The organism is Pseudomonas sp. SW-3, from assembly GCF_016615645.1.
In the GTDB taxonomy this organism is placed as follows: domain Bacteria; phylum Pseudomonadota; class Gammaproteobacteria; order Pseudomonadales; family Pseudomonadaceae; genus Aquipseudomonas; species Aquipseudomonas mandelii.
Genome location: NZ_CP067098.1, coordinates 4,979,850 through 5,006,703, shown reverse-complemented (window position 1 = coordinate 5,006,703; position 26,854 = coordinate 4,979,850). Strand labels below are relative to the sequence as shown.

The following is a 26,854-nucleotide window of genomic DNA, read 5'->3' as shown; positions in this document are numbered from 1 at the left end:
ACAAATGAGTCGAGTGTTACAGGGTCAGGAAGCCGTCATACAGGCCGTAGGCCGCCACCAGGGCGCCGACGACAACAGCGGCGAAAATCAGCTTCTCGACGTTGGTGAAAACCGGTTTGTTGAGCTCCATCTTGGCCTTGGCGAACAGGATCGCGCCGGGGGCATAGAGCAGGGCAGAGAGCAGCAGGTATTTGACGCCGCCGGCATAGATCAGCCAGACCGCGTAAATCAACGCGACGGCACCGATGAACAGGTCTTTGCGACGTTCAGCCGCAGCGTTTTCATAGCTCTCGCCACGCACCGCCAGCAGCAGGGCATAAGCCGCGGACCACAGATACGGCACCAGAATCATCGAGGTGGCAAGGTAGATCAGCGACAGGTAAGTGCTGGCCGAAAACAGGGTGATGACCAGGAACAGCTGCACCATTGCGTTGGTCAGCCACAAGGCGTTGACCGGTACCTGTTTGGCGTTTTCCTTGCGCAGGAACGCCGGCATGGTGTGGTCCTTGGCGGCGGCGAACATGATCTCCGCACACAACAGCACCCACGACAGCAGCGCCCCGAGCAGCGAGATGATCAGGCCGACGCTGATCAGCACGGCGCCCCATGGACCGACGACGTGTTCCAGCACCGCGGCCATCGACGGGTTCTGCAGTTTGGCCAGTTCCGGTTGGGTCATGATGCCCAGCGACAGCACGTTCACCAGCACCAGAAACAGCAACACGGTGATAAAACCGATCACGGTGGCCTTGCCGACGTCGCTGCGTTTTTCTGCCCGGGCCGAGAAAATGCTCGCGCCTTCAATGCCGATGAACACCCACACGGTGACCAGCATCATGTTGCGCACCTGGTTCATCACACTGCCCAGGTCCGGGTTTTTCAGGCCCCAGATGTCGGCGGTGAAGATGTCCAGTTTGAAGGCGAAAATCGCGATCAGCACAAACAGCACCAGTGGCACGACCTTGGCGACGGTGGTCACCAGGTTGATGAACGCCGCTTCCTTGATCCCGCGCAACACGAGGAAATGCACGCCCCAGAGCAGCACCGACGCGCCGATCACCGCAGCGACGGTGTTGCCTTCGCCGAAGATCGGGAAGAAATAGCCGAGGGTGCTGAACAGCAACACGAAATAACCGACGTTGCCCAGCCACGCACTGATCCAGTAACCCCAGGCAGACGAGAAACCCATGTAGTCGCCGAAACCGGCCTTGGCGTAGGCGTAGACACCGCCGTCCAGGTCAGGCTTGCGGTTGGCGAGGGTCTGGAACACGAAGGCCAGGGTCAGCATGCCGACCGCGGTAATCGCCCAACCGATCAGCACGGCACCGACATCGGCACTGGCGGCCATGTTTTGCGGTAAAGAGAAGATCCCGCCACCAATCATTGAGCCGACAACCAGCGCCACAAGTGCGCCGAGTTTCAGTTTACCGGGGGATTCAGACATTGCATGACCTCCAATGCAGGAGAAAAGAGACAGCAGATTAATGCTGTTAGCTATTCAGACATCTGACATAGATCAGTACATCGACACATTCCATTGTTAATGAAAGACTTATGAAACTTTTACGGGCATAAGGATATCGCTGGAAAAGCCCTTTCCAGAGGCTTCGGCCAGTTCAGGCGTGAATGATGCATAGCACTTTTGAATTTTGACCTTAGTCCGGTTTTGGCTTTCTGCCAATTTTGTCATCTGTTTTCGGTGTGGAATGGATTTATCAAAATTGACATACAAAACTGTTACACACCGATCCCATAGAATTATCGGCTATAAATAGAAGGCGTTATTTTCCGTTAGTTAATAAACGCTTAAACCCGTTATCCATTTAGTTAAAGTTATGCCTCAATGGCCATGCCGTAAAAAAGGGACGCAAGATGGTGCAAACGACGCAAAAGCTTCGCCTCAGTGCGCTGATCGCCCTGGTCGTCGGTTCTATGATCGGCGGCGGGATTTTTTCCTTGCCGCAAAACATGGCGGCGCGTGCCGATGCCGGGGCGATATTGATTGGTTGGGCGATCACTGCGGTCGGCATGCTGACCCTGGCCTTCGTGTTCCAGACCCTGGCCAATCGCAAACCCGAACTGGATTCCGGGGTGTACGCCTACGCCAAGGCCGGGTTCGGCGATTACATGGGGTTTTCATCCGCCTGGGGTTACTGGATCAGCGCCTGGCTGGGCAACGTCGGGTATTTTGTGTTGCTTTTCAGCACCCTCGGTTATTTCTTTCCGGTATTTGGCCAGGGCAACACGCCGATCGCCATCGGTTGCGCCTCGGTGCTGCTGTGGGCCGTGCATTTTCTGGTGCTGCGCGGGATCAAGGAGGCGACGTTCATCAACCAGCTGACCACCGTGGCCAAGATCGTGCCGCTGATCATGTTCATCGTCATCGCCGCCGTGGCCTTCAAGGCGGACGTCTTCACCCGCGATATCTGGGGAAGCAGCAACCCGAATTTCGGCGGCGTCATGGAGCAGGTGCGCAACATGATGCTGGTCACCGTGTTCGTGTTCATTGGCATTGAAGGCGCCAGTGTGTACTCGGCCAGGGCGGAGAAACGCTCGGACGTCGGCCGGGCAACGGTGATCGGTTTTCTCGGCGTGTTGGCGTTATTGGTGCTGGTGAACGTGTTATCCCTGGGGATCATGAGCCAGCCGGAATTGGCCACCCTGCAAAACCCGTCACTGGCGGCGGTGCTGGAGCACATTGTCGGTCCTTGGGGGGCGCTGCTGATCAGCATCGGCCTGGCGATTTCGCTGTTGGGTGCATTGTTGTCCTGGGCGCTGCTTTGCGCCGAAATCCTTTTCGCCACGGCTAAAGACAAGACCATGCCGGCCTTTCTGACCAAGGAAAACGCCAACCATGTACCGGTCAATGCGCTGTGGCTGACCAACGTGATGATCCAGATTTTTCTGCTGATCACGCTGTTTTCGGCAGGCACTTACACCAGCCTGATCTACCTCGCGTCGTCGATGATCCTGGTGCCGTATCTGTGGTCGGCGGCGTATGCGGTGCTGTTGAGCGGACGCGGCGAAACCTACGAGCACGCGTCGGCCGAGCGGACCAAGGACCTGATGATCGGCGGCATCGCCCTGGGTTACGCAGTGTGGTTGTTGTATGCGGGCGGGGTGAAATATCTGCTGCTGTCGGCGTTGCTGTATGCGCCGGGAGTGATCTTGTTTGCCAAGGCCAAGCGAGAGCAAGGCGAGCCGCTGTTTACCCATATCGAGAAAGGGATTTTTACCTGCGTCATCAGCGGGGCGGGGCTGGCGGCGTATGGGTTGTACAGCGGGTTGCTGTCGTTGTGAGGTGGCGGCTGGCACCGGTTTTGTATTGAGTGTTCTGGCCCCATCGCTAGCAAGCTCGCTCCCACAGGTTTTGTGTTCGACGCAGATCCAATGTGGGAGCGAGCCTGCTCGCGATAGCTATCTGACAGTCACCACCACTGCGCGCGATGGGCACCCAATTCCGAAGCCGGAAGTGTCCACTGCAACGGTGTGCCGGTGATCTTCAAAGGCACATGAAGCCGATGTGCCGGCCCCCAAGGCGTTTGCTCGATCAACATCCCCTGATCATTTTCATCTTCAGCTCGCAGCGCCTCATCCGTCCCGGCACCGTTTTCAATCAACAATTTCGCCGTTCGCGCCAACGACAACCTGGCCGACCCACCCCGTCCCAATAACGTGATCGCCGCAGCCGCCATCAAATACCCGGTCGCATGATCCAGCGCCTGAACGGGCAGCGGCGTCGGTTTGTCCGCTTTCTTCCACTGCCAGCCCGCGTCGGCAATGCCGCTGCTCATCTGTACCAGGCTGTCGAAGCCACGGCGGTTGCGCCACGGGCCGCTCCAACCGTAGGCGTTGAGGCACACATCAATCAGGCCCGGCGCCAGTTTTTCCCGCTCGGCGACACCGTAACCCAACTTTTCCAGTGCGTCGGCGCGGTAGCCGTGGAGCACGATATCGGCGTCCTTGAGCAGGCTTTCGAACACCGCTCGATCGTCGTTGTTGTGCAGGTCCAGCCGTGCGCAGCGTTTGCCCAGCGTGACTTCGGGCACCACGCCGGGTTCGTTCCAGGTCGGTGGGTCGATGCGCAATACATCGGCGCCGAGGCCGGCGAGAAAACGACTGGCGACGGGGCCGGCCAACACGCGGGTCAAGTCCAGCACCTTGATGCCTGCCAACGGTTGCGCCACAGAACCTTTCCAGGGTTTCGCGTGTTGACCGCTGCCGGCGCTGAACTGAATCAACGGCTCGGCGTTCACCGCCAAGCCTTGGGGATGCGCCTGCCATTGTGCCCAGCTGCGCATCTCGGCGGCGCAGCCGCCGGCATCGACCACGGCCTGTTCCAGATCGGTTTTCGCCCATTGCGCAACCTTGCTCGCCATCGCCGCACGGTCGGCACAAGTGCCGAGCACGCTTTCGGCGGCGGCGCGGTGATGCGGCGCGTTGGTGTGCAAGCGGATCCAGCCGTCCTGGGTCGCGTAGTCACCGGCCACCGGGTCCCACAGCGGCGGAACGCTCCAGCCCACGGGGCGGATCGAGGTGGCGAACCAGAAAGAGGCCAGGCGGCGGTCGACTTCAAGGCTGGGCAAGCGACCGGTGTGTTGTTGCAGTAATTCGCTGACTGCCTGACCGGCGGCGGCGATGCTGGCACAGGCCAGATCAGTGACGGCAAACGCCGAGGGCAGGGCGCCGCTCGACGTAAAGGGAATTGGCGTGTGAGGCAAGCCAAGCGCGGCTTGAATGGACGTGAGTAAACCAGTCATCGAAGGCCCTCCGGAACGAGAGCCCGAGCATAGATCAAACAGGTGATGAAGCGGATGAAACCTGTAGGAGCGAGGCTTGCCCGCGAAGAACGATAATGCGGTCTATCTGAAAACCGCAGCGCTCCCTTCGCGGGCAAGCCTCGCTCCTACAGGGCTGTGGCTGTCACACCCGGAACTGATCCATCAATTTCATCTGGTGGGTGGTCAGCGAGTTGAGTTGGCTGCTGATCTGCGCCGATTCGGTGGCCTGGCCGGTCAGGGTTTCGGTGACGGTGCGGATCGCCGAGACGTTACGGTTGACCTCTTCGGCCACCGCGCTTTGCTGTTCGGCGGCGCTGGCGATTTGCAGGTTCATGTCGCTGATCACGGTGACCGCGTCGCTGATTTTGCCCAAGGCCTGGACCGCTTGCTGGATCTGTCCGGCGTTGCTGTGGGCCTGGGTCTGGCTCGAATGCATGGTGGCCACCACGCCGCGTGTGCCGGTCTGGATGCGCTCGATCACGACGCGGATTTCTTCCACCGAGTCCTGGGTGCGTTTGGCCAGGTTGCGCACTTCGTCGGCCACCACGGCAAACCCGCGACCACTTTCGCCGGCACGGGCCGCTTCGATCGCCGCGTTGAGGGCGAGCAAGTTGGTCTGTTCGGCAATGCTGCGGATCACTTCCAGCACCGAACCGATCTGCTCGCTGTTCACCGCCAGCGCCTCGACTTCAGTCACAGCCTTGCTGACTTCGTCGGCCAGTTGATTGATGTCGCGGGTGCTGCGCTCGATGATCGACATGCCATCGCGCGCCGATTGATCCGCACCTTTGGCCGCATTGGCCGCGTTCGACGCACTGTTGGCGACTTCGTGGGCGGTGGCGCTCATTTCGTTTGACGCTGTGGCGACCTGGTCGATTTCGCGGAACTGCACCTGCATGCCTTCGCTGGTCTGACGGGCGATTTCCGAGGATTGGTCGGCGGTGCCACGAGCGTCGGTGATGCTTTGTTTGATCTGCGCGATGGTCGGTTGCAGCTTGTCGAGGAAGCGGTTGAACCAGCTGACCAGTTCGCCCAGTTCATCTTTTTTGCTGTAGTGCAGGCGTTGGGTCAGGTCGCCGTCGCCGCTGGCAATCGCCTTGAGCATCTCGGCGACGCTGTTGATCGGCCGGGTCACGCCGGACGCGGTGAGCCAGATCAGCAACAGACCGACCAGGCCTGCCGCGACAGCCACCAGCACCGCTTTGATCGTGCCGCTTTGCTGGGCGTCATCGAGCACCGCTTGCAGCTTGACCGAATCGGCCAGCAGCACTTGCTTGGGCAGGTCAATCACCACGCCCCAGGCTTTGGAGTCGCTGATCGGGCTCACCGGGTACACCGCACGAATCACATCGCCTTGTTCGAGGATCTTCGGCGTGCCGCCGCTGAGCAGTTGCAGGATGTCCTTGCCGTCAGCGCCGAGGGTCGCATCAATGCCTTTGCCGACCTTGCTCGCATCGACGCTGTAACCAGCCAATACACCGCTGCCGGAGACAATCAGCATGTGCCCGGCGCTGTTGAACAGGTCACGCTGGGAATCGACCGCGGCCGCTTGCAGGGCGTCGAGGGCGATGTCGACACCGACCACGCCGATGGACTTGCCGTCCACCAGCAGCGGGACGGAAATGGTGGTCATCAGCATTTCCTTGCCGCCGACGGTGTCGGCATACGGGTCCAGCAAGCAGGTGCGTTTGCTGTCGCGAGGGCAGGTGTACCAGCTGTTGTACGGCGTGCCGCTGAGGCTCAGGGTGGTTTTGGTCATGTCGTCTTCGACCATGATCGTGTTGATCCCGGCCCCGCCGGCACGGCTCCAGTAACTGGCAAAACGCCCGGATTCGTTGGACTGGCGGGCCGCATCGTTGGCGAACTCGCTGTCCTTGCCGTCCAGGCCGTTGGGCTCGAACGCCAGCCAGATCCCCAGCACTTTGCTGTTGCGCTCAAACGCGGTTTTCAGGCTCTGGTTCAACTCCTCACGCAGGGCCCCGGCCTCAAGCGAACGCTTGGCGGCCATGGCGCGCATGTCCTTGATCTGATCGGCCAGGGCAGTCACCACCAACAGGCTTTCACCGAATGTCTTCTGCACCCGCACCGCTTGCTCGGCGGCCTTGGCCTGGAGCAGGTCCTGCACGCTGGTGGTGAGCATCTTGCGGCTGGAGGCGCTGACCAGCTCATCGTTCTGGTTGGTCTGGTAGAAGTTCATACCAACGATCAACGCGACCACGCCAAGCAGGCACAGGCCGGACAGCAAGACGATTTTCAGACGGATAGAGAGAGAGTCGAACATAGGGCGAACTCGCGAAGGGATGAAGTGTTGGCTGTGGGTCGATGTCGACCCGGTTCGCCAAGTCCATTCAGCGCCATTCAATGCACATCGGCGTGGGACGAGGATGCATGATGGTGGCCCCGACGAACGGTAGGGGTTGAACGTTTGCGCGGAAAAATCTGCCGAAAACAGGGCTTAAAACGGGGGAAATCGCGGGGAAATTCCGGGGCTGGCGTACCTGATCCTTCTTGAACGGACGATGATGTCCATTATCCGTTCAAGGGATCAGTGATGGATCCGAAAGCGGTTCAGGCGCGACCCAACAGATAGGTTGCGTAATCGGGGATGCGGTGAGCGTGAGCCTGCTCCATCATCGGGCTGCTGAGCAGGTAGTCGGCGCTGCATTCGTTGCACGCCACCGGAATGTTCCAGACCGCCGCGACCCGCAGCAACGCCTTGATGTCCGGGTCATGGGGTTGCGGTTCGAACGGGTCCCAGAAAAACACCAGCATGTCGACCCGCTGCTCGGCAATGCGCGCACCGAGTTGCTGGTCGCCGCCCAAGGGGCCGCTGATCATGCTTTCCACCGGCAGGTCCAGGCGTTGTTGCAACAACAGCCCGGTGGTGCCGGTGGCGACCAGTTCATGTTGCGCAAGCTTGTCCTTCTGCCGCTCGGCCCAGTCCAGCAAAAACACCTTGCAGTGGTCATGGGCAACCAGGGCGATACGCTTGCGCGCCGCCATGGTCTTTTGCGTGAAGCTGATACCGATCATCGGTTTAGCTCCCCGTTACTCAGCGTTGCACAGCGCCAGGCAGTTATCGAGCATGCGGTTGGAGAAGCCCCATTCGTTGTCGTACCACGCCAGTACCTTGAGCAGCTTGCCGCTGGACTTGGTGTGGTTGGCGTCGAAGATCGACGACAGCGGGTTGTGATTGAAGTCGCTGGAGACCAGCGGCAGGGTGTTGTAGCCGAGAATCTTCGAGTGCTGGGCGGCTTCTTTGAGCAATGCATTCACTTCATCGGCCGATGCTTCACGCTTGAGTTGCACGGTCAGGTCCACCAGCGACACGTTGATCACCGGAACACGTACCGCCATGCCGGTCAGTTTGCCGGCCAGTTCCGGAAGCACCAGGCCGACCGCTTCAGCGGCGCCGGTCTTGCTCGGAATCATGTTCTGGGTGGCCGAACGGGCGCGGTACGGGTCGGTGTGGTAGACGTCGGTCAGGTTCTGGTCGTTGGTGTAGGCGTGGATCGTGGTCATCAGACCGCTTTCGATGCCCAGTTCGCGGTGCAGCACCTGCGCCACCGGGGCCAGGCAGTTGGTGGTGCACGATGCGTTGGAAATGATCTGGTGCGATTGGCGCAGAATGTCGTGGTTGACCCCGTAGACAACGGTGGCGTCGGCGCCTTTGGCCGGGGCCGAGATAATCACTTTGCGCGCGCCGGCCGTAATATGCGCGGCGGCTTTGGCACGGTCGGTGAACAGACCGGTGCACTCGAACACCACATCAATTTTTTCCGCGGCCCAAGGCAACTCGGCCGGGTTGCGGATGGCACTGACGGCAATACGGTCACCGTTGACGGTCAGGCTTTCCTGATCGTGCTGGACATCGGCGTCGAACGTGCCGTGAACGGTGTCGTACTTGAGCAGATGAGCGTTCATCGCGCTGTCGCCAAGGTCATTGATGGCAACGATCTGCAGATCCTGGCGATAGCCTTGGGTATACAGTGCGCGCAGGACGTTGCGGCCAATTCGGCCAAAACCATTGATTGCGATTCGAAGAGTCATTTAACAGGGCCGCCGTCGTTTTGTTGTTGGAATTACAAGATTATTCGCATAAAAATAGAAAACAAGCCTTTTTAATGGCAATATTTTGTTCAATCTACAACGAGTGACCTGAATCAACTGGTCCGACCGATCAAGAAAACCGTCTGTCATCCCATCGACACCGGCTCTTGCTCAGCATAGACAATCAGGTCGCCACATCCGTTAGCCTGGAGTTCTACACATGCATCCCCGCGTCCTTGAGGTCACCGAACGGCTTATCGCCCGTAGCCGCGCAACCCGTGAGGCTTACCTTGCGCTTATTCGCGATGCAGCCAGCGACGGTCCGATGCGCGGCAAGCTGCAATGCGCCAACTTCGCCCACGGCGTGGCCGGTTGCGGCACTGAAGACAAGCACAGTCTGCGGATGATGAACTCCGCCAACATTGCGATTGTTTCGTCATATAACGACATGCTCTCGGCGCATCAGCCTTACGAAGTCTTTCCTGAACAGATCAAAAAAGCCCTGCGCGAGATCGGCTCTGTCGGCCAGTTCGCCGGCGGCACCCCGGCCATGTGCGATGGCGTGACCCAAGGCGAGCCGGGCATGGAGCTGAGCCTGCCGAGCCGTGAGGTGATTGCGCTGTCCACCGCCGTGGCGCTGTCCCACAACATGTTCGATGGCGCGCTGATGCTCGGCATCTGCGACAAGATCGTCCCGGGCCTGATGATGGGCGCACTGCGTTTCGGTCATCTGCCGACGATCTTCGTCCCGGGCGGGCCGATGGTGTCGGGCATTTCCAACAAGCAGAAAGCCGACGTGCGTCAGCGTTATGCCGAAGGCAAGGCCAGTCGCGAAGAGCTGCTGGAATCGGAAATGAAGTCCTACCACAGCCCGGGTACCTGCACTTTTTACGGCACCGCCAACACCAACCAGTTGCTGATGGAAGTCATGGGCCTGCACTTGCCGGGCGCCTCGTTCGTCAACCCGAACACCCCGTTGCGCGATGCCCTGACCCGCGAAGCGGCGCATCAGGTGACGCGTCTGACCAAGCAGAACGGTGACTTCATGCCGATCGGCGAAATCGTCGACGAGCGTTCGCTGGTCAACTCCATCGTGGCGCTGCACGCCACCGGCGGATCGACCAACCACACCTTGCACATGCCCGCCATCGCCATGGCGGCCGGCATTCAACTGACCTGGCAGGACATGGCCGACCTCTCCGAAGTCGTGCCGACCCTGAGCCACGTCTACCCGAACGGCAAAGCCGACATCAACCATTTCCAGGCGGCGGGCGGCATGTCATTCCTGATCCGCGAACTGCTGGAAGCCGGGCTGCTGCACGAAAACGTCAACACGGTGCTGGGCCACGGCTTGAGCCGTTACACCATGGAGCCGTTCCTCGAAAACGGCGAACTGGTCTGGCGCGAAGGCCCGATCGAAAGCCTCGACGAAACCATTCTTCGCCCGGTCGCGCGTGCGTTCTCGCCTGAGGGCGGCTTGCGGGTGATGGAAGGCAACCTCGGACGTGGCGTGATGAAAGTCTCCGCCGTTGCCTTGGAAAACCAGATCGTCGAAGCGCCAGCCATGGTGTTCCAGGATCAGCAGGATCTGGCCGACGCGTTCAAGGCCGGTTTGCTGGAGAAGGATTTTGTCGCGGTGATGCGCTTCCAGGGCCCGCGCTCCAATGGCATGCCGGAGCTGCACAAAATGACGCCGTTCCTCGGCGTGCTGCAGGATCGCGGCTTCAAAGTCGCGCTGGTGACCGACGGGCGCATGTCCGGCGCGTCGGGGAAAATCCCGGCAGCGATTCATGTCAGTCCCGAAGCTTATGTCGGCGGTGCTCTTGCGCGGGTGCAAGAGGGCGATATCATCCGCGTCGATGGCGTCAAAGGCACCCTGGAGCTTAAGGTGGACGCCGAAGAATTTGCAGCGCGCACCCCGGCCAAGGGCCTGTTGGGCAACAACATTGGCAGCGGTCGCGAACTGTTTGGTTTCATGCGCATGGCCTTCAGCTCCGCAGAGCAGGGCGCCAGCGCCTTTACTTCTGCCCTGGAGACGCTTAATTGAAACTGGCTTTGGTCGGTGACATCGGTGGGACCAACGCACGTTTCGCGTTGTGGAAAAACCAGCAACTGGAAGCGATCCAGGTGCTGGCAACGGCCGACCACGCCAGCCCGGAAGAGGCGATTTCCCTCTATCTGGGCGGGCTTGGCCTGGCGCCGGGTTCGATCGGCTCGGTATGCCTGTCGGTGGCCGGTCCGGTGAGCGGTGATGAATTCAAGTTCACCAATAATCACTGGCGGCTCAGTCGCAAAGATTTTTGCAAGGCATTGCAGGTCGATCAGTTGTTGCTGGTCAATGATTTTTCGGCGATGGCGCTGGGCATGACCCGTTTGCAGCCGGGTGAGTTTCGGGTGGTCTGCGAAGGCACGCCTGAGCCGCTGCGGCCTGCCGTGGTGATCGGTCCGGGCACGGGGCTGGGTGTCGGCACCTTGCTGGACCTGGGTGAAGGCCGTTTTGCCGCCTTGCCAGGGGAGGGCGGTCACGTCGATCTGCCCTTGAGCAGTCTGCGTGAAACCCAACTGTGGCAACACATCTTCAATGAGATCGGGCATGTCAGCGCTGAAACGGCCTTGAGCGGCAGCGGTTTGCCGCGGGTCTACCGGGCGATTTGTGCGGTGGACGGTCATGAGCCGGTGCTCGATACTCCGGAATCGATAACCGCTGCCGGTCTGGCGGGTGACCCGATTGCGCTGGAAGTGCTGGAGCAGTTCTGCTGCTGGCTCGGTCGTGTCGCCGGCAACAACGTGCTGACCACGGGAGCTCGCGGTGGCGTGTATATCGTCGGCGGAGTGATTCCGCGGTTTGCCGATTTCTTCGTTGAAAGCGGCTTTGCCCGGTGCTTCGCCGACAAGGGCTGCATGAGCGATTACTTCAAAGGCATCCCGGTGTGGCTGGTGACGGCGCCGTATTCCGGGTTGATGGGTGCGGGTGTGGCGCTCGATCAGGCCTAACACCGAGTCGCGCCCTTCGCGGGCAAGCCTCGCTCCTACAGGTTTTATGTCGTTCACGGAATTCGCGAACGGCTCTGACCTTGCAGGAGCGAGGCTTGCCCGCGAAGGCGTCCGTACAGGCACCAACGATTTACCCGCGATCAGGCATAATCCGCCCAATTCAAACAACAAGGACGCCGCCCCGTGAGCTCAGTCAACAAGTCGATTTTGTTGGTCGATGATGATCAAGAGATACGCGAGTTGCTGGACACCTACCTGACCCGCGCCGGTTTCCAGGTCCGCACCACGCCCGATGGCGCGGGCTTTCGCCAAGCGATGAACGAAGCGCCGAGCGATCTGGTGATCCTCGACGTGATGCTGCCCGACGAAGACGGTTTCAGCCTTTGCCGCTGGATCCGCCAACACCCGCGTCAGGCGCAGGTGCCGATCATCATGCTCACCGCCAGCTCCGACGAGGCCGACCGCGTCATTGGCCTGGAACTGGGCGCCGACGACTACCTCGGTAAACCGTTCAGCCCCCGTGAATTGCAGGCGCGCATCAAGGCCTTGTTGCGCCGCGCGCAGTTCGGTCAGGAGCGTTCCGGCGGTGAAGTGCTGGCGTTCGACGACTGGCGGCTGGACATGGTCAGCCACCGGCTGTTCCACATTGACGGCGAAGAAGTGATTCTCTCCGGCGCCGATTTTGCGCTGCTGAAACTGTTCCTCGATCATCCGCAGGAAATCCTCGACCGCGACACCATCGGCAACGCCACCCGTGGTCGCGATCTGATGCCGCTGGATCGTATCGTCGACATGGCGGTCAGCCGTTTGCGTCAGCGCCTGCGTGATACCGAAAAACCGCCGCGATTGATCCGTACCGTGCGTGGCAGCGGCTACCAACTGGCCGCCAATGTGGTTGCCAGCAATGGCCACTGAGTGGTTGCGCAAGCTCGCCGCCCGCGTGCCGATGCCGCGTTCGCTGCTCGGGCGCATGTTGCTGCTGACCCTGTTGGCGGTGTTGTTCGCGCAGACCTTGTCGAGCGTGATCTGGGTGTCGCAACTGCGTGCCACCCAACTTGAAGGCCTGGTCACCAGTGCCCGCAGCCTGGCCCATTCGATGACGGCCAGCGTCAGTTATTTTCGTTCGCTGCCGGTGGCGTTTCGTCCCTTGGTGCTCGACCAATTGCGCAGCATGGGCGGCACCCGTTTCGTGGTGACCCTCAACGACAAGCCGCTGGGCATGGAAGTGTTGCCGATCACCCCGCGCAAGGAAGCCGTGCTCAAGGCGGTGGATCAGGTGTTGCGCGAGTCCCTCGGCCAAGACACGGATATCTCGGTGACCTTCGTCAGCCCCGAAGACCTGCGGATCTTCAACAGCGGGCTGAAACTCGATGAGTTGCCGCGCTCATGGGCGCATTACGCGCTGACGCTGGAACCGGTGAACCCGCCGGTGCTGGTCACGCAAATCCAGATGGCGCCGGGCGAGTGGCTGTACATCGCCTCGCTGTTGCCCGAGCCCTACACCAGCCTTGAAGAACAGGGCCTGCCGGCGCAGCAGGTCTGGTTCATCGTGCTCACCAGTGGCTTTTTGCTGTTGTTCATCGGCCTGTTGGTGCACTGGCAGAGTCGTCCGCTCAAACGCCTGGCGCGGGCGGCGCGGGACATGTCCCTCGGTGCCGAAGTCGAACCGGTGGCCGAAGGCGGCGGCAGTGAAGTGGTCGAAGTGGGCCGCGCTTTCAATGCGATGCGCGAGCGTATCAGCCGTTACCTGACCGAGCGCAGCCAGTTGTTCAGCGCGATTTCCCATGACCTGCGCACGCCGATTACCCGGTTAAGGCTGCGGGTCGAATTGCTTGAAGACGAACAGCTGCAAGCCAAGTTCGGCCGCGATCTGGATGAGCTGGAATTGCTGGTCAAGGGCGCGCTGCAATGCGTGAAAGACACCGATATTCACGAAAACATCGAGCCGGTGGATCTGAACCATGTGCTTGATTGTCTGGTGGAACCGTACCTGGCGCCCAACGGCAATGGTCGCGTCACCCAGCAGGGCCGGGCGCTGGCGGCGTACCCGGGCAAACCGCTGGCGCTCAAGCGCTGCATCGGCAACCTGATCGACAACGCATTGAAGTATGGGCAGAACGCGCATTTGCATATCGATGACGACGAGAGCGCCTTCATCCTGCATGTCGATGACGAAGGGCCAGGCGTGCCGGAGCAACGGATGGAGCAGGTGTTCGAACCGCACTTCCGGTTGGCCGGGCAGCAGCAGGGATATGGCTTGGGGTTGGGGATTGCGCGCAACATTGCCCATAGCCATGGCGGTGAAGTCAGCCTGCAAAACCTGCGTGAAGGCGGGTTGCGGGTGACGTTGCAGTTGCCGCGCAGTGTTGACTAGATTGACCGCGTTATCGTTCTTCGCGAGCAGGCTCGCTCCCACAGGGAATTTGTGTGCACCGCAGAACCCATGTGGGAGCGAGCCTGCTCGCGAAGGCGTCAGACCATTAAACAAATCTCTCAAGCTAAATGTCACAAACCGGTGACATAACTCGCCCCCTTCGTTACAAGCCCGCCCCCGCCCGTTGTTTAGACTGCCCTCAGTCAAAACAACAAAAAAGGCACCCCATGGACACCTTCCAACCTGCATTCAGCAGTTGGCTCAACGCACCTGCCCATCAGCAATGGCTCGCGGCCGAAGGCCTGCGCCTGTTGGCATTTGCCAAGGCTTCAAAGCTTGCCGAAGGCTTCGGCAATCTCGATGAAAAGGGCCGTCTCCCGGCCAACGCCCACGCCGAAACCATGAACACCGCCCGCATGACCCACAGCTTCGCCATGGCGCATATTCAGGGTTTGCCAGGGTTTGCCGAGCTGGTCGATCACGGCATTCAGGCGCTCAGCGGCCCGTTGCGTGATGCCGAACACGGCGGCTGGTTTGCCGCTGCCCATCATCACGATGACAACACCGGCAAGGCCGCTTACCTGCATGCCTTCGTGGCCCTCGCGGCCAGTTCGGCGGTCGTCGCCCAGCGCCCCGGTGCACAGGCGTTGCTCGACGATGCGATCAACATCATCGACACGCATTTCTGGAGCGAGGAGGAGGGTGCGATGCGCGAATCCTTTGCTCGCGACTGGAGCGGAGAAGAAGCCTACCGCGGCGCCAACAGCAACATGCACGCCACCGAAGCCTTTCTCGCCCTGGCCGATGTCACCGACGACCACCGCTGGCTGGTCCGCGCTCAGCGCATCGTCGAGCGCGTCATTCATGGTCATGCCGCTGCCAACGACTACCTGGTGGTCGAGCATTTCGATCGCGATTGGCAGCCGCTGCGCGAGTACAACCACGACAACCCGGCCGACGGTTTCCGCCCTTACGGCACCACGCCGGGCCACGGTTTCGAATGGGCGCGGCTGTTGCTGCACCTCGAAGCGGCACGCGTGCAAGCCGGCATGCTCACGCCGGGTTGGCTGGCCACCGACGCGCAAAAACTCTTCGATCACAACTGCCGTCACGGCTGGGATGTCGACGGGCTGCCCGGGATTGTCTACACCCTCGACTGGGACAATCGCGCGGTGGTTCGCCATCGCTTGCACTGGACCCATTGCGAAGCCAGTGCCGCCGCCAGCGCGTTGCTTAAACGCACTGGGGATACGCAATACGAAACCTGGTACCGGCTGTTCTGGGATTTCTGTGACAGTCATTTCATCGACCGCTGCGATGGCAGTTGGCACCATGAGCTCGACCCGCAAAACCGTCCAAGTGCCGATATCTGGGCCGGTAAACCGGATCTGTATCACGCCTGGCAAGCCGTCCTGATCCCGCGCCTGCCACTGGCGCCGAGCATGGCCAAGGCCTTGGGGCAGTTGTCCCAGAGCGCTCCTGTGTAACCATGTGGTGACATTCAAGCGTCCCTTCGTTACCTGCGAGGGGATAACTCCTGTTTAAAATCCTATGCAGCGCAAGCACCAGACTTGCATGCATAACAACAAGAAAGGTAATTCTAGATGAATGCGATTTCTCGCCTCGCTACTGTCATTTCTCTTGCCTCATTGCTCCCTATCTCTGCATTCCCTGTCAGTGCGCTTGCCGCCGATTCCAAAGGTTCGGTAGAAGTCGTTCACTGGTGGACCTCCGGTGGCGAAAAAGCGGCCGTTGATGTCCTCAAGGCCCAAGTCGAAAAAGACGGTTTCACCTGGAAGGACGGCGCCGTTGCCGGTGGTGGCGGTGCGACCGCCATGACCGTGCTGAAGAGCCGCGCCGTTGCAGGCAACCCACCGGGCGTCGCACAGATCAAAGGCCCGGACATCCAGGAATGGGCGTCTACCGGTCTGCTCGACACCGACGTCTTGAAAGACGCGGCCAAAACCGAGAAGTGGGACAGTCTGCTCGACAAGAAAGTCTCCGATACCGTGAAGTACGAAGGTGACTACGTGGCCGTGCCGGTGAACATTCACCGCGTCAACTGGCTGTGGATCAACCCGGAAGTCTTCAAGAAAGCCGGCATCGAAAAAGCGCCAACCACCCTTCAGGAATTCTACGCAGCCGGTGACAAGCTCAAGGCAGCGGGCTTCATTGCGCTTGCCCACGGCGGCCAGCCTTGGCAGGACAGCACCGTGTTCGAAGCGGTGGTCCTGTCGGTCATGGGCGTCGACGGCTACAAGAAAGCCCTGGTCGACCTGGACAACGCAGCATTGACCGGTCCTGAAATGGTCAAGGCGCTGACCGAGCTGAAGAAAGTCGCGACCTACATGGACGCCGACGGCAAAGGCCAGGACTGGAACCTGGAAGCGGCCAAGGTCATCAACGGCAAGGCCGGTATGCAGATCATGGGCGACTGGGCCAAGAGCGAGTGGACAGCCGCCAAGAAAGTCGCCGGCAAGGACTACGAGTGCGTAGCGTTCCCGGGCACCGACAAGGCGTTCACCTACAACATCGACTCCCTGGCTGTGTTCAAGCAGAAAGACAAAGGCACTGCTGCTGCTCAACAGGACATTGCCAAGGTCGTGCTGGGTGAGAACTTCCAGAAAGTCTTCAGCATCAACAAGGGCTCGATCCCGGTTCGAATCGACATGCTGAACGACATGGGCAAGTACGGTTTCGACTCCTGCGCCCAGACCGCTGCCAAGGACTTCCTGGTGGACGCCAAGTCCGGCGGCCTGCAGCCGAGCATGGCGCACAACATGGCGACCACGCTGGCGGTACAGGGCGCGTTCTTTGATGTGGTGACCAACTTCATCAACGACCCGAAAGCCGATCCGGCGACTGCCGCCAAGCAATTGGGCACGGCCGTCAAAGCTGCCAAGTAATGCTTGGCCCCTGTAGGAGCGAGCCTGCTCGCGATAGCGGTGTATCAGTTGATACATCCAGAGTCTGACACTCAGCTATCGCAAGCAGTCTCACGCCTGCAAGGGTCAGCATTTCCAACGTAAATTTTCTCTCGTACGGGATCTTCCCATGAGTTCTGTTGCTGTGTTCAGCAAGGCCTCGCCGTTCGATGCATTGCAGCGCTGGCTCCCCAAACTGGTGCTGGCGCCGAGCATGTTCATCGTCCTGGTGGGCTTCTATGGCTATATCCTGTGGACGTTCATCCTGTCGTTCACCACATCGACCTTCCTGCCGACTTACAAATGGGCGGGCCTGGCGCAGTACCAGCGGCTGTTCGACAACGACCGTTGGTGGGTAGCGAGCAAGAACCTGGCGGTGTTCGGCGGCATGTTCATCGGCATCACCTTGGTGATCGGTGTGCTGCTGGCGGTGTTTCTTGACCAGCGGATTCGTCGCGAAGGTTTCATTCGCACCATTTACCTGTACCCGATGGCGCTCTCGATGATCGTCACCGGTACCGCCTGGAAGTGGCTGCTCAACCCGGGCATGGGCCTGGACAAATTGCTGCGTGACTGGGGTTGGGAAGGCTTTCGCCTGGACTGGCTGATCGACCCGGATCGCGTCGTGTATTGCCTGGTGATCGCGGCGGTCTGGCAAGCCTCGGGCTTCATCATGGCGATGTTCCTCGCCGGTCTGCGTGGCGTGGATCAATCGATCATCCGTGCTGCCCAGATCGATGGCGCGAGCATGCCGCGCATTTACCTGAAAGTGGTGTTGCCGAGCCTGCGCCCGGTGTTCTTCAGCGCGGTCATGATCCTGGCCCACATCGCGATCAAGAGTTTCGACCTGGTGGCGGCAATGACTGCCGGTGGCCCGGGTTATTCCTCTGACCTGCCTGCGATGTTCATGTATTCCTTCACCTTCAGTCGCGGCCAGATGGGCATGGGCTCGGCCAGTGCGATTCTGATGCTCGGTGCGATTCTCGCAATCATCGTGCCTTACCTGTACTCCGAGCTGAGGACCAAGCGTCATGACTAATTTCGCTGCCAAACCATCCATCAGCCTGAGTCGCATCGCCATCTACGGCGTGCTGATCCTGGCGGTATTCCTTTACCTGATACCGCTGGTGGTCATGCTGTTGACCAGTTTCAAGACGCCGGAAGACATCAACTCCGGCAACCTGCTGAGCTGGCCGACCGTGGTCAGTGGCATTGGCTGGGTCAAGGCCTGGGGCACGGTTGACGGGTACTTCTGGAACTCGATCAAGATCACCGTTCCGGCGGTACTGATCTCCACCGCCATCGGTGCACTGAACGGCTATGTGCTGTCGATGTGGCGCTTTCGTGGCTCGCAACTGTTCTTCGGTCTGCTGCTGTTCGGTTGCTTCCTGCCGTTCCAGACCGTCCTGCTGCCGGCCTCGTTCACCCTCGGCAAGATGGGCCTGGCCAGCACCACCACCGGCCTGGTGTTCGTGCACGTGGTCTACGGCCTGGCGTTCACCACGCTGTTCTTCCGTAACTACTACGTCAGCGTTCCCGATGCGCTGGTGAAGGCGGCGCGGCTCGATGGCGCGGGTTTCTTCACCATCTTCCGCTTGATCATCCTGCCGATGTCCACCCCGATCATCATGGTCTGCCTGATCTGGCAGTTCACCCAGATCTGGAACGACTTCCTGTTCGGCGTGGTGTTCTCCAGCGGTGATTCGCAACCCATTACGGTGGCGTTGAACAACTTGGTCAACACCAGTACCGGGGCCAAGGAATACAACGTTGATATGGCGGCGGCGATGATCGCCGGGCTGCCGACCCTGCTGGTCTATGTGGTCGCAGGCAAGTATTTCGTGCGCGGGCTGACGGCCGGCGCAGTCAAGGGGTAATCATGGCTACGCTCGAACTTCGCAATGTAAACAAGACCTATGGTCCCGGCCTGCCGGACACCCTCAAGAACATCGAACTGTCGATCAAGGACGGTGAGTTCCTGATCCTGGTCGGACCTTCGGGTTGCGGTAAATCGACCCTGATGAATTGCATCGCCGGCCTGGAAACCATCACCGGCGGCGCGATCATGATCGGTGATCAGGACGTCAGCGGCATGAGCCCGAAAGACCGCGACATCGCCATGGTGTTCCAGTCCTACGCGCTGTACCCGACCATGAGCGTGCGCGAGAACATCGCTTTCGGCTTGAAGATCCGCAAAATGCCCGCCGCCGACATCGAAGCGGAAGTGGCGCGGGTATCCAAGCTGTTGCAGATCGAACACTTGCTCAACCGCAAGCCCGGTCAGCTCTCCGGTGGTCAGCAACAGCGCGTGGCCATGGGCCGTGCCCTGGCGCGTCGGCCGAAGATTTATCTGTTCGACGAACCGCTGTCCAACCTCGACGCCAAGCTGCGCGTCGAGATGCGCACTGAAATGAAACTGATGCACCAGCGCCTGAAAACCACCACGGTCTACGTGACCCACGACCAGATCGAAGCGATGACCCTGGGCGACAAAGTTGCGGTGATGAAGGACGGGATCATTCAGCAGTTCGGTACGCCGAAGGACATCTACAACAACCCGGCCAACCTGTTCGTGGCGAGCTTCATCGGCTCGCCGCCGATGAACTTCATTCCGCTGCGTTTGCAGCGCAAGGACGGTCGTCTGGTGGCGCTGCTCGACAGCGGCCAGGCGCGTTGCGAATTGCCGATGGGCATGCAGGACGCCGGTCTGGAAGACCGTGAAGTGATCCTCGGCCTGCGCCCGGAGCAGATCGTTCTGGCGGGCAGCGAGCCGAACGGTTTGCCGACCATTCGCGCCGAAGTCCAGGTCACCGAACCGACCGGTCCCGACACCCTGGTGTTCGTCAATCTCAACGACACCAAAGTCTGCTGCCGCCTGGCGCCGGACGTCGCGCCGAACGTGGGCGAGACCCTGACCCTGCAATTCGATCCATCGAAAGTGCTGTTGTTCGATGCCAAGACGGGGGAGCGCCTGGGGGTGGCCGGTCAACCAAAAGCCGAGAGCCACGGCGCCAACGTCGCCCAATTCAAAGGCCGCTGAAGATTAAAACTGTAGGAACCAGGCTTGCCGACGAAGGCGATTTCAGGGTCGCCTTCGCCGGCAAAACTGGCTCCTGCAGGGGGGATATGCGGTGAGCGGCCTGTCGCTCTCCGCACCTGATGTAACCGCGTTAAATAAAAACAGTTAATAACAATAAAACGAGGATGTAGGGATGAAGAAGAACAACAACGCTCAGCTTATCTGCCAGTTGTCCGCGGTTGCGGCCATGATGCTGGCCGGTAGTGTGCACGCGGCTGACGCGTTCAGCGCCGATTCCGAATGGATGACCGGCGATTGGGGTGGCGAGCGGACCAAGCTGATCGAGCGGGGCATCGACATCAAGATGGACTACGTCGGTGAAGTCGGTGGCAACCTTCACGGTGGCTACAACAACGACAAGACCGCGCGTTACGCCGACCAGTTTGGCCTGGGCGTGGCGCTGGACCTGCAAAAGCTGTGGGGCTGGGATAACACCCAGGCCAAGGTCCAGCTCACCAACCGTAACGGTGAGAACATCTCCAATGACCGTGTCGGCGATCCGCGTGCCGGCACCTTGAGTTCCTCCCAGGAAGTCTACGGCCGTGGCCACATGGTTCGCCTGACCCAACTGTGGATCAAGCACCAGTTCCTCGATGGCAAACTGGACGTCAAGGCCGGTTACTTCGGCGAAGGCGAAGACTTCAACACCTTCCCGTGCGAGTTCCAGAACCTGGCGTTCTGCGGTTCCCAAGCGGGTAACTGGGCGACCAACATCTGGTACAACTGGCCGGTCATGCAGGCTGCGGTCCGCGTGAAGTACAACATCTCGCCTGAGTGGTATGCGCAGATCGGCGCGTACAACCAGAACCCGTCGCAACTGGAGCACGGTAACGGCTTCAAACTCAGCGGCAGTGGTACCAAGGGCACCGTGTTGCCAGTCGAACTGGTCTGGTTGCCTAACCCTGGCAACCTGCCGGGCGAATACCGTGTCGGTTACTACAAAAGCACGGCCAAGGCCGATGACGTTCGTGAAGACGACAACGGTAATGACGCCGCAACCAGCGGTAACGCCTATCGCAGCCACAGCAGCAAGTCCGGCTACTGGTTCGTGGCGCAGCAACAACTCACCACCCACAACGGTGACGCTTCCCGCGGTCTGAACATTGCTGCCAACGCTACCTTCCACGACAAGGACACCAACTTCGTCGATAACTACCAGTCGCTGATGCTGGTGTACAAAGGCCCGTTCGATGCACGGCCGAAGGATGACTTCGGTATCGGTGCCGCCCGTATCCATGTCAACGATGACGTTAAGAAAAACTCAGAGTTGGTCAACGCCTCCAACAATGTCACTGACTATCAGGACCCGCTGTTCGCGCCGCTGCGTAACACTGAGTACAACTACGAGATCAACTACGGTTTCCACGTCACCAACTGGCTGACCGTGCGTCCTAACCTGCAATACATCACTCACCCGGGCGGTGTGGATGAAGTCGACAACGCGCTGGTGGCCGGCCTGAAAATTCAGTCGGTGTTCTAACGCTGTTGCGATAAGCTCCTCTCTATGTGCGCATTTTTGCGGACAGCCTTGGCTGTCCGCTTTTTTTTGGGGCGGCGCACCCCGGATGATTTTCAGGACCGTGGCACATGCATGAGCATCCGCTACAACGCTTCTTCAAATCCTTGCGCGAACGTCCGGTGTTTGCGTGGGAGCGCTATCAGAAGCGCGATGTGCTGGTGATCGATCACCCGCTGTGTCAGGCGGTGTTCAGCCGGCAGGGCGCGCAGTTGCTGCACTTCCAGCCAAAGGGCCAGAAGCCCTGGCTCTGGTGCGCGGCGAAGTGGCCACAAGTCGGCGCGATTCGTGGCGGTGTGCCGGTATGCTGGCCGTGGTATGGCCGTCATCCAAGCGAAAACGCCTGGCCTTCCCATGGCTGGGCACGGTTGATCGACTGGAAACTGCTCGACAGCAGCCATGACGACGATGGCGTGCGCCTGCATTGGCAACTTCAGCTGTGTGACTGGCAAGTGGACCTGCACGCACACTTGGGTGAACGCATGGATCTGCGCCTGAGCACCGAGCATCAGGACAGCCTGCCGTGCCAATTGAGCCAGGCCTTGCATGCCTATTGGCGTATTGGTGATGTCGGTGAGATAGCGCTGTCCGGACTCGATGGCGCCCACGGTTACGACCAGTTGAACCGCCAGGTTTGCCAGCAGGAAGGCGAGTTGAGAGTCGACGGTGGGTGTCAGCGGGTGTTCCAGCATGACGGTGAATTGCAGCTCAAGGACCACGCCTGGCAGCGCGAGTTGTGCATCGACACCGGCGACCATGCGGACACGGTGGTCTGGCATCCGGGGGCGCGACCGTTGCTGGGGGTGAGCTGGAACGAGATTTCAGAATTTGTGTGTGTCGAGGCGGCGAGTGGCGGGACCGACAGTTTGAGCCTGGCGCCGGGGCAGAAAGCGCATTTGAGTTTGCAGGCGCGGGTGGGGGTTTAGTTCCAGAATCTTTGCGCCTGGGCTGGCCCTTTCGCGAGCAGGCTCGCTCCCACAGTGGACCTGCTTTGAATACAAATACAGTGTCCACCGAAGATCTAATGTGGGAGCGAGCCTGCTCGCGATGAGGCCAGGACAGGCAATGAAGATATTGACCTAGTTAAACTCATCCCCAACCGGATACCGACTGGCATTGAGGCTCTCTTTGATCTTGCGCAAATGCGGCTGGAAGTCCACGCCACGGCGCAAGGTCATGCCGGTGGCCAGCACATCCAGCACGGTCAGCTGGATGATCCGCGACGTCATCGGCATATAGATGTCGGTGTCTTCCGGCAACGGAATGTTCAGGCTCAAGGTGCTGGCCTTGGCCAAAGGCGACCCCTCGGCCGTCAGCCCCAGCACTGAAGCGCCGTTCTCCCGGGCGATACGCGCCACTTCCACCAGTTCGCGGGTGCGGCCGGTGTAGGAAATGATCACGAACAACTCGCCGGTATGCGCCACCGACGCAATCATGCGCTGCATCAGCACGTCGGCATGGGCGGTGACCGCCAGGTTGAAGCGGAAGAACTTGTGCTGCGCGTCCAGAGCCACCGGGGCCGAGGCGCCAAGGCCGAAGAAGTGGATCTGCCGGGCCTGGATCAACAGGTCGACGGCGCGGCTGATCAGGTTCGGGTCCAGTGCCTGCAAGGCGCTGTCCAGCGACGCAATGGCGCTGCCGAAAATCTTCTTGGTGTACGCCTCGGGATTGTCATCGGCCTCGACTGCACGGCTGACATACGCCGCGCCGCTGGCCAGGCTTTGGGCCAGTTGAAGCTTGAGCTCCGGGTAGCCACTGACGCCGAACGAACGGCAGAAACGGTTGACCGTCGGCTCGCTGACCTTCGAGGCCTGGGCGAGCGCGGCAATGCTGAACCGGGTGGCCAGCTCAGGGTTGAGCAGGATCACTTCGGCGACTTTGCGTTCCGCCTTGTTCAGGTCTTCAAGGCGATTCTGGATCTGTTCCAGTAAATTTCGCACGCGGTCCATATATGTTCCTTAGCTCCGCAAACAAGAGAGCAATGCAAATAAGGGCCCCGGCTATGCAAATTGGGACTTTGATCGGGCCCGTCACGGTGGCCTATCCTACTGATGGCTCCGACCGACCACCACTCGGAATCTGTATTTTGCGAAAATGTTGTGGTTATTACTACATTTTCCCTTGAGTGATGCCTTGAAAAAAGGTATTTGTAGCTTAACTTGATAAAAGAACAAACATCATGCCTTCGATTACGGTTGAACCGTGCACCTTTGCCTTGTTCGGCGCCCTCGGTGACTTGGCCCTGCGCAAACTGTTTCCTGCCCTTTATCAACTCGATGGCGCAGGCCTGCTGCACGAGGAAACGCGGATTATCGCGCTGGCCCGTGAGCCAGGCAGCGAACAGGAACACCTGGCGTTCATCGCCTCCGAACTGCGCCGTTATGTAGGTGCCAAAGAGCTGGACGAAGCTGTGGTCGAACGCTTCCTGGCCCGTTTGAGCTACCTGCATGTCGACTTCCTCAAGGCCGACGATTACGTCGCCCTGGCCGAAATGGCCGGCAGCGCCCAGCGTGTGATTGCCTACTTCGCCACGCCGGCCGCCGTTTACGGTGCGATCTGCGAGAACCTGTCGAAGGTCGGCCTGACCGAAAACACCCGCGTGGTGCTGGAAAAACCCATCGGTTCGGACCTGGAATCCTCGCGCAAGGTCAACGACGCCGTGGCGCAGTTCTTCCCTGAGAACCGCACCTACCGCATCGACCACTACCTGGGCAAAGAGACCGTACAAAACCTGATCGCCCTGCGTTTCGCCAACAGCCTGTTCGAAACCCAGTGGAACCAGAATTATATCTCCCACGTGGAAATCACCGTGGCCGAGAAGGTCGGCATCGAAGGCCGCTGGGGTTACTTCGACAAGGCTGGTCAGCTGCGGGACATGATTCAGAATCACCTGCTGCAACTGCTCTGCCTGATCGCCATGGACCCGCCGGCCGACCTGTCCGCCGACAGCATCCGTGACGAGAAAGTCAAAGTGCTCAAGGCCCTGGCGCCTATCAGCCCGGAAGGCCTGACTACACAAGTGGTGCGCGGCCAGTACATCGCCGGGTACAGCGAAGGCAAACCGGTTCCGGGGTATCTGGAAGAACCGAATTCGAACACCCAGAGCGACACCGAAACCTTCGTCGCCCTGCGTGCGGACATCCGCAACTGGCGCTGGGCCGGCGTGCCGTTTTACCTGCGCACCGGCAAGCGCATGCCGCAGAAGCTGTCGCAGATCGTCATCCACTTCAAGGAACCGTCGCACTACATCTTCGCCCCCGAGCAGCGCCTGCAAATCAGCAACAAGCTGATTATCCGCCTGCAACCGGATGAAGGCATTTCCTTGCGTGTGATGACCAAAGAACAAGGCCTGGACAAGGGTATGCAGTTGCGCAGCGGTCCGTTGCAGCTGAATTTTTCCGACACTTATCGCAGCGCACGGATTCCCGATGCCTACGAGCGGTTGTTGCTGGAAGTGATGCGCGGCAATCAGAACCTGTTTGTCCGTAAAGATGAAATCGAAGCCGCGTGGAAGTGGTGTGACCAGTTGATCGCCGGGTGGAAAAAATCCGGTGATGCGCCCAAGCCGTATGCGGCCGGGTCCTGGGGACCGATGAGCTCCATTGCTCTGATCACGCGGGATGGGAGGTCGTGGTATGGCGATATCTGAATTGAAACTGCCTCAGGGCGTCAGCGCCCATGAGTTCAAAAGCCCGGTGTTGCTGGCCGATGGTCTGGCGCTGATTGTGGCCAAGCAACTGAGTGATGCCATCGACGCTCGCGGCAGCGCGACGCTGGTGGTGTCCGGTGGCCGCAGCCCGGTGGCGTTCTTCCAGAACCTGGCGAAGCAGAAACTCGACTGGTCCAAGGTGGTCGTCACCCTGGCCGACGAGCGTTGGGTGCCGGTCGAGCATGCCGACAGCAATGCCGGTCTGCTCAAGCGTTACCTGTTGCAAGGCCCGGCAGCCAAGGCTCAGTTTCTGAGCCTCTACAGCGCCACCGCGAACCTTGAGCTGGCCGCCGAGCAGGCCGACCGTTTGCTCGCCGAATTGCCGCCGATCGACGTGCTGATCCTCGGCATGGGCGATGACGGTCACACCGCTTCGTTGTTCCCCAACAGCCCGAACCTGATCGATGCCTTGAAAGTCGACGGCACCCGTCGGTGCTATCCGATGCTGGCGCCGACCGTGCCGCATCAGCGACTGACCATGAGCCGCGCGCTGCTGGCCTCGGCCAAGACCACCGTTCTATCGATTTCCGGTCAGTCCAAACTGACCACTTTGAGTGCCGCATTGGCCGGTGACGATGTCGCCGCCATGCCGATTCGCGCGTTTCTGCAACCTACGTTAGAGATTTACTGGTGCCCATGAGCCAAGGATCAGCCGCTATGACAATCACATCCCCGACCGTTTCCATGGCGGACAAAATTGCCCTGATCGACAGCCTCTGCGCCAAGGCGCGGATCCTGCCGGTGATCACCATCGCCCGCGAACAGGACGTCCTGCCGCTGGCCGATGCCCTGGCCGCCGGTGGCCTGACTGCCCTGGAAGTGACCCTGCGTTCGCAGTTCGGCCTCAAGGCCATCCAGATTCTGCGTGAGCAGCGTCCGGAGCTGGTGACCGGTGCGGGTACTGTGCTGGATCGCACGATGCTCGCCGCTGCCGAAGCGGCCGGCTCGCAGTTCATCGTCACCCCGGGTATCACCCGTGACCTGCTCGAAGCCAGCGTCGATAGCCCGATCCCGCTGTTGCCAGGCATCAGCAACGCTTCCGGCATCATGGAAGGCTATGGTCTGGGTTATCGCCGCTTCAAGCTGTTCCCGGCGGAAGTCAGCGGTGGCGTTGCCGCCATCAAGGCCCTTGGCGGCCCGTTCGGTGAAGTGAAATTCTGCCCGACCGGCGGCGTCAGCCCGGCCAACATCAAGAGCTACATGGCGTTGAAAAACGTGATGTGCGTGGGCGGTAGCTGGATGCTGGATCCCGAGTGGATCAAGAACGGCGACTGGGCCCGCATTCAGGAATGCACCGCCGAGGCCTTGGCGCTGCTGGACTGATCGGCTTTTACCAAACACTTCGTTGTGTGTTCTACGGCTTTACGGTGCGCTTGGTCGGTGCACCGTTTTTTTTTGCCTGATGAAATACCGCTCCTGCAAGGGAA

General features: G+C 60.2%; 21 protein-coding genes and 1 pseudogene. 15 read left to right on the top strand and 7 right to left on the bottom strand.

The annotated features are described in order from the left end of the window. Window positions 1–16 precede the first annotated feature (16 nt). Window positions 17–1,444: an arginine-ornithine antiporter gene (gene arcD / locus JIO00_RS22530; protein WP_077748699.1), complete on the bottom strand. Its 1,428-nt coding sequence runs from the start codon at window positions 1,442–1,444 to the stop codon at window positions 17–19. 428 nt (window positions 1,445–1,872) lie between these two features. Between arcD (JIO00_RS22530) and arcD (JIO00_RS22525) the strand changes: the two genes are divergently transcribed. Next, window positions 1,873–3,300, top strand: coding sequence for an arginine-ornithine antiporter (arcD, locus tag JIO00_RS22525; RefSeq protein ID WP_077748698.1), 1,428 nt, complete (start codon window positions 1,873–1,875; stop codon window positions 3,298–3,300). Between the two features lie 128 nt (window positions 3,301–3,428). Here arcD (JIO00_RS22525) and JIO00_RS22520 read toward each other — a convergent pair whose 3' ends face one another. From JIO00_RS22520 to gap, 5 genes and pseudogenes are all read right to left on the bottom strand, one after another. After that, window positions 3,429–4,760, bottom strand: a complete 1,332-nt coding sequence (locus JIO00_RS22520) for a CoA transferase (protein WP_200666868.1) — start codon at window positions 4,758–4,760, stop codon at window positions 3,429–3,431. 163 nt (window positions 4,761–4,923) lie between these two features. Continuing rightward, window positions 4,924–5,679 carry a methyl-accepting chemotaxis protein gene (locus tag JIO00_RS30230; RefSeq protein ID WP_370654441.1) on the bottom strand — a complete coding sequence of 252 codons (756 nt, stop codon included), beginning with the start codon at window positions 5,677–5,679 and terminating at the stop codon, window positions 4,924–4,926. 102 nt (window positions 5,680–5,781) lie between these two features. Further along, window positions 5,782–6,789: pseudogene (locus tag JIO00_RS30225) on the bottom strand (PDC sensor domain-containing protein); the annotation flags it as partial. A gap of 560 nt (window positions 6,790–7,349) precedes the next feature. After that, on the bottom strand, window positions 7,350–7,814 hold the full coding sequence (locus tag JIO00_RS22510) for a methylglyoxal synthase (protein ID WP_200666866.1): 465 nt from the start codon (window positions 7,812–7,814) through the stop codon (window positions 7,350–7,352). Window positions 7,815–7,829: 15 nt separating this feature from the next. Further along, on the bottom strand, window positions 7,830–8,831 hold the full coding sequence (gene gap / locus JIO00_RS22505) for a type I glyceraldehyde-3-phosphate dehydrogenase (protein WP_077748694.1): 1,002 nt from the start codon (window positions 8,829–8,831) through the stop codon (window positions 7,830–7,832). Window positions 8,832–9,051: 220 nt separating this feature from the next. On the opposite strand from gap, the gene edd reads away from it, so the two are divergent. The 11 genes from edd (at window position 9,052) to JIO00_RS22450 (ending at window position 22,644) form a co-directional block, all read left to right on the top strand. Continuing rightward, window positions 9,052–10,878, top strand: coding sequence for a phosphogluconate dehydratase (edd, locus tag JIO00_RS22500; protein ID WP_010457401.1), 1,827 nt, complete (start codon window positions 9,052–9,054; stop codon window positions 10,876–10,878). Beyond that, the gene (locus JIO00_RS22495; RefSeq protein WP_077748693.1) at window positions 10,875–11,825 is read left to right on the top strand and encodes a glucokinase; all 951 of its coding nucleotides are present in this window, start codon (window positions 10,875–10,877) and stop codon (window positions 11,823–11,825) included. Before edd ends, JIO00_RS22495 begins: the two co-directional genes overlap by 4 nt. A gap of 183 nt (window positions 11,826–12,008) precedes the next feature. Beyond that, the gene (locus JIO00_RS22490) at window positions 12,009–12,740 is read left to right on the top strand and encodes a response regulator (protein WP_010457397.1); all 732 of its coding nucleotides are present in this window, start codon (window positions 12,009–12,011) and stop codon (window positions 12,738–12,740) included. Then, window positions 12,730–14,199, top strand: coding sequence for an ATP-binding protein (locus tag JIO00_RS22485; RefSeq protein WP_042932631.1), 1,470 nt, complete (start codon window positions 12,730–12,732; stop codon window positions 14,197–14,199). The genes JIO00_RS22490 and JIO00_RS22485 overlap by 11 nt, the downstream gene beginning before the upstream one ends. A 227-nt stretch (window positions 14,200–14,426) precedes the next feature. Next, the gene (locus JIO00_RS22480; RefSeq protein WP_200666865.1) at window positions 14,427–15,686 is read left to right on the top strand and encodes a D-mannose isomerase; all 1,260 of its coding nucleotides are present in this window, start codon (window positions 14,427–14,429) and stop codon (window positions 15,684–15,686) included. 117 nt (window positions 15,687–15,803) lie between these two features. After that, window positions 15,804–17,105, top strand: coding sequence for an ABC transporter substrate-binding protein (locus tag JIO00_RS22475; protein ID WP_010457391.1), 1,302 nt, complete (start codon window positions 15,804–15,806; stop codon window positions 17,103–17,105). A gap of 148 nt (window positions 17,106–17,253) precedes the next feature. Continuing rightward, window positions 17,254–18,162 (top strand): carbohydrate ABC transporter permease, encoded by a 909-nt coding sequence (locus JIO00_RS22470; protein ID WP_010457390.1) that lies wholly within the window; start codon window positions 17,254–17,256, stop codon window positions 18,160–18,162. Continuing rightward, window positions 18,155–19,000: a carbohydrate ABC transporter permease gene (locus JIO00_RS22465; RefSeq protein WP_077748691.1), complete on the top strand. Its 846-nt coding sequence runs from the start codon at window positions 18,155–18,157 to the stop codon at window positions 18,998–19,000. The genes JIO00_RS22470 and JIO00_RS22465 overlap by 8 nt, the downstream gene beginning before the upstream one ends. 2 nt (window positions 19,001–19,002) lie before the next feature. Further along, window positions 19,003–20,163, top strand: a complete 1,161-nt coding sequence (locus tag JIO00_RS22460) for an ABC transporter ATP-binding protein (protein ID WP_010457386.1) — start codon at window positions 19,003–19,005, stop codon at window positions 20,161–20,163. Between the two features lie 172 nt (window positions 20,164–20,335). Further along, a complete protein-coding gene (locus tag JIO00_RS22455; RefSeq protein ID WP_010457384.1) occupies window positions 20,336–21,682 on the top strand; it encodes a carbohydrate porin in 1,347 nt (448 codons plus the stop codon). A 107-nt stretch (window positions 21,683–21,789) separates the two neighbouring features. Beyond that, window positions 21,790–22,644 (top strand): D-hexose-6-phosphate mutarotase, encoded by an 855-nt coding sequence (locus tag JIO00_RS22450; protein WP_010457382.1) that lies wholly within the window; start codon window positions 21,790–21,792, stop codon window positions 22,642–22,644. Between the two features lie 153 nt (window positions 22,645–22,797). Here the strand turns inward: JIO00_RS22450 and JIO00_RS22445 are convergent, their stop codons facing one another. After that, the gene (locus JIO00_RS22445; RefSeq protein WP_169858048.1) at window positions 22,798–23,658 is read right to left on the bottom strand and encodes a MurR/RpiR family transcriptional regulator; all 861 of its coding nucleotides are present in this window, start codon (window positions 23,656–23,658) and stop codon (window positions 22,798–22,800) included. Between the two features lie 239 nt (window positions 23,659–23,897). Between JIO00_RS22445 and zwf the strand changes: the two genes are divergently transcribed. Genes zwf through JIO00_RS22430 form a run of 3 tightly spaced genes read left to right on the top strand, consistent with a single transcriptional unit; the run spans window position 23,898 to window position 26,750 of the window. Then, on the top strand, window positions 23,898–25,367 hold the full coding sequence (zwf, locus tag JIO00_RS22440; protein ID WP_010457378.1) for a glucose-6-phosphate dehydrogenase: 1,470 nt from the start codon (window positions 23,898–23,900) through the stop codon (window positions 25,365–25,367). Beyond that, window positions 25,354–26,067, top strand: a complete 714-nt coding sequence (gene pgl / locus JIO00_RS22435; RefSeq protein WP_169858027.1) for a 6-phosphogluconolactonase — start codon at window positions 25,354–25,356, stop codon at window positions 26,065–26,067. The genes zwf and pgl overlap by 14 nt, the downstream gene beginning before the upstream one ends. A gap of 17 nt (window positions 26,068–26,084) precedes the next feature. Further along, the gene (locus JIO00_RS22430) at window positions 26,085–26,750 is read left to right on the top strand and encodes a bifunctional 4-hydroxy-2-oxoglutarate aldolase/2-dehydro-3-deoxy-phosphogluconate aldolase (RefSeq protein WP_010457374.1); all 666 of its coding nucleotides are present in this window, start codon (window positions 26,085–26,087) and stop codon (window positions 26,748–26,750) included. The last annotated feature ends 104 nt before the right edge of the window (window positions 26,751–26,854 follow it).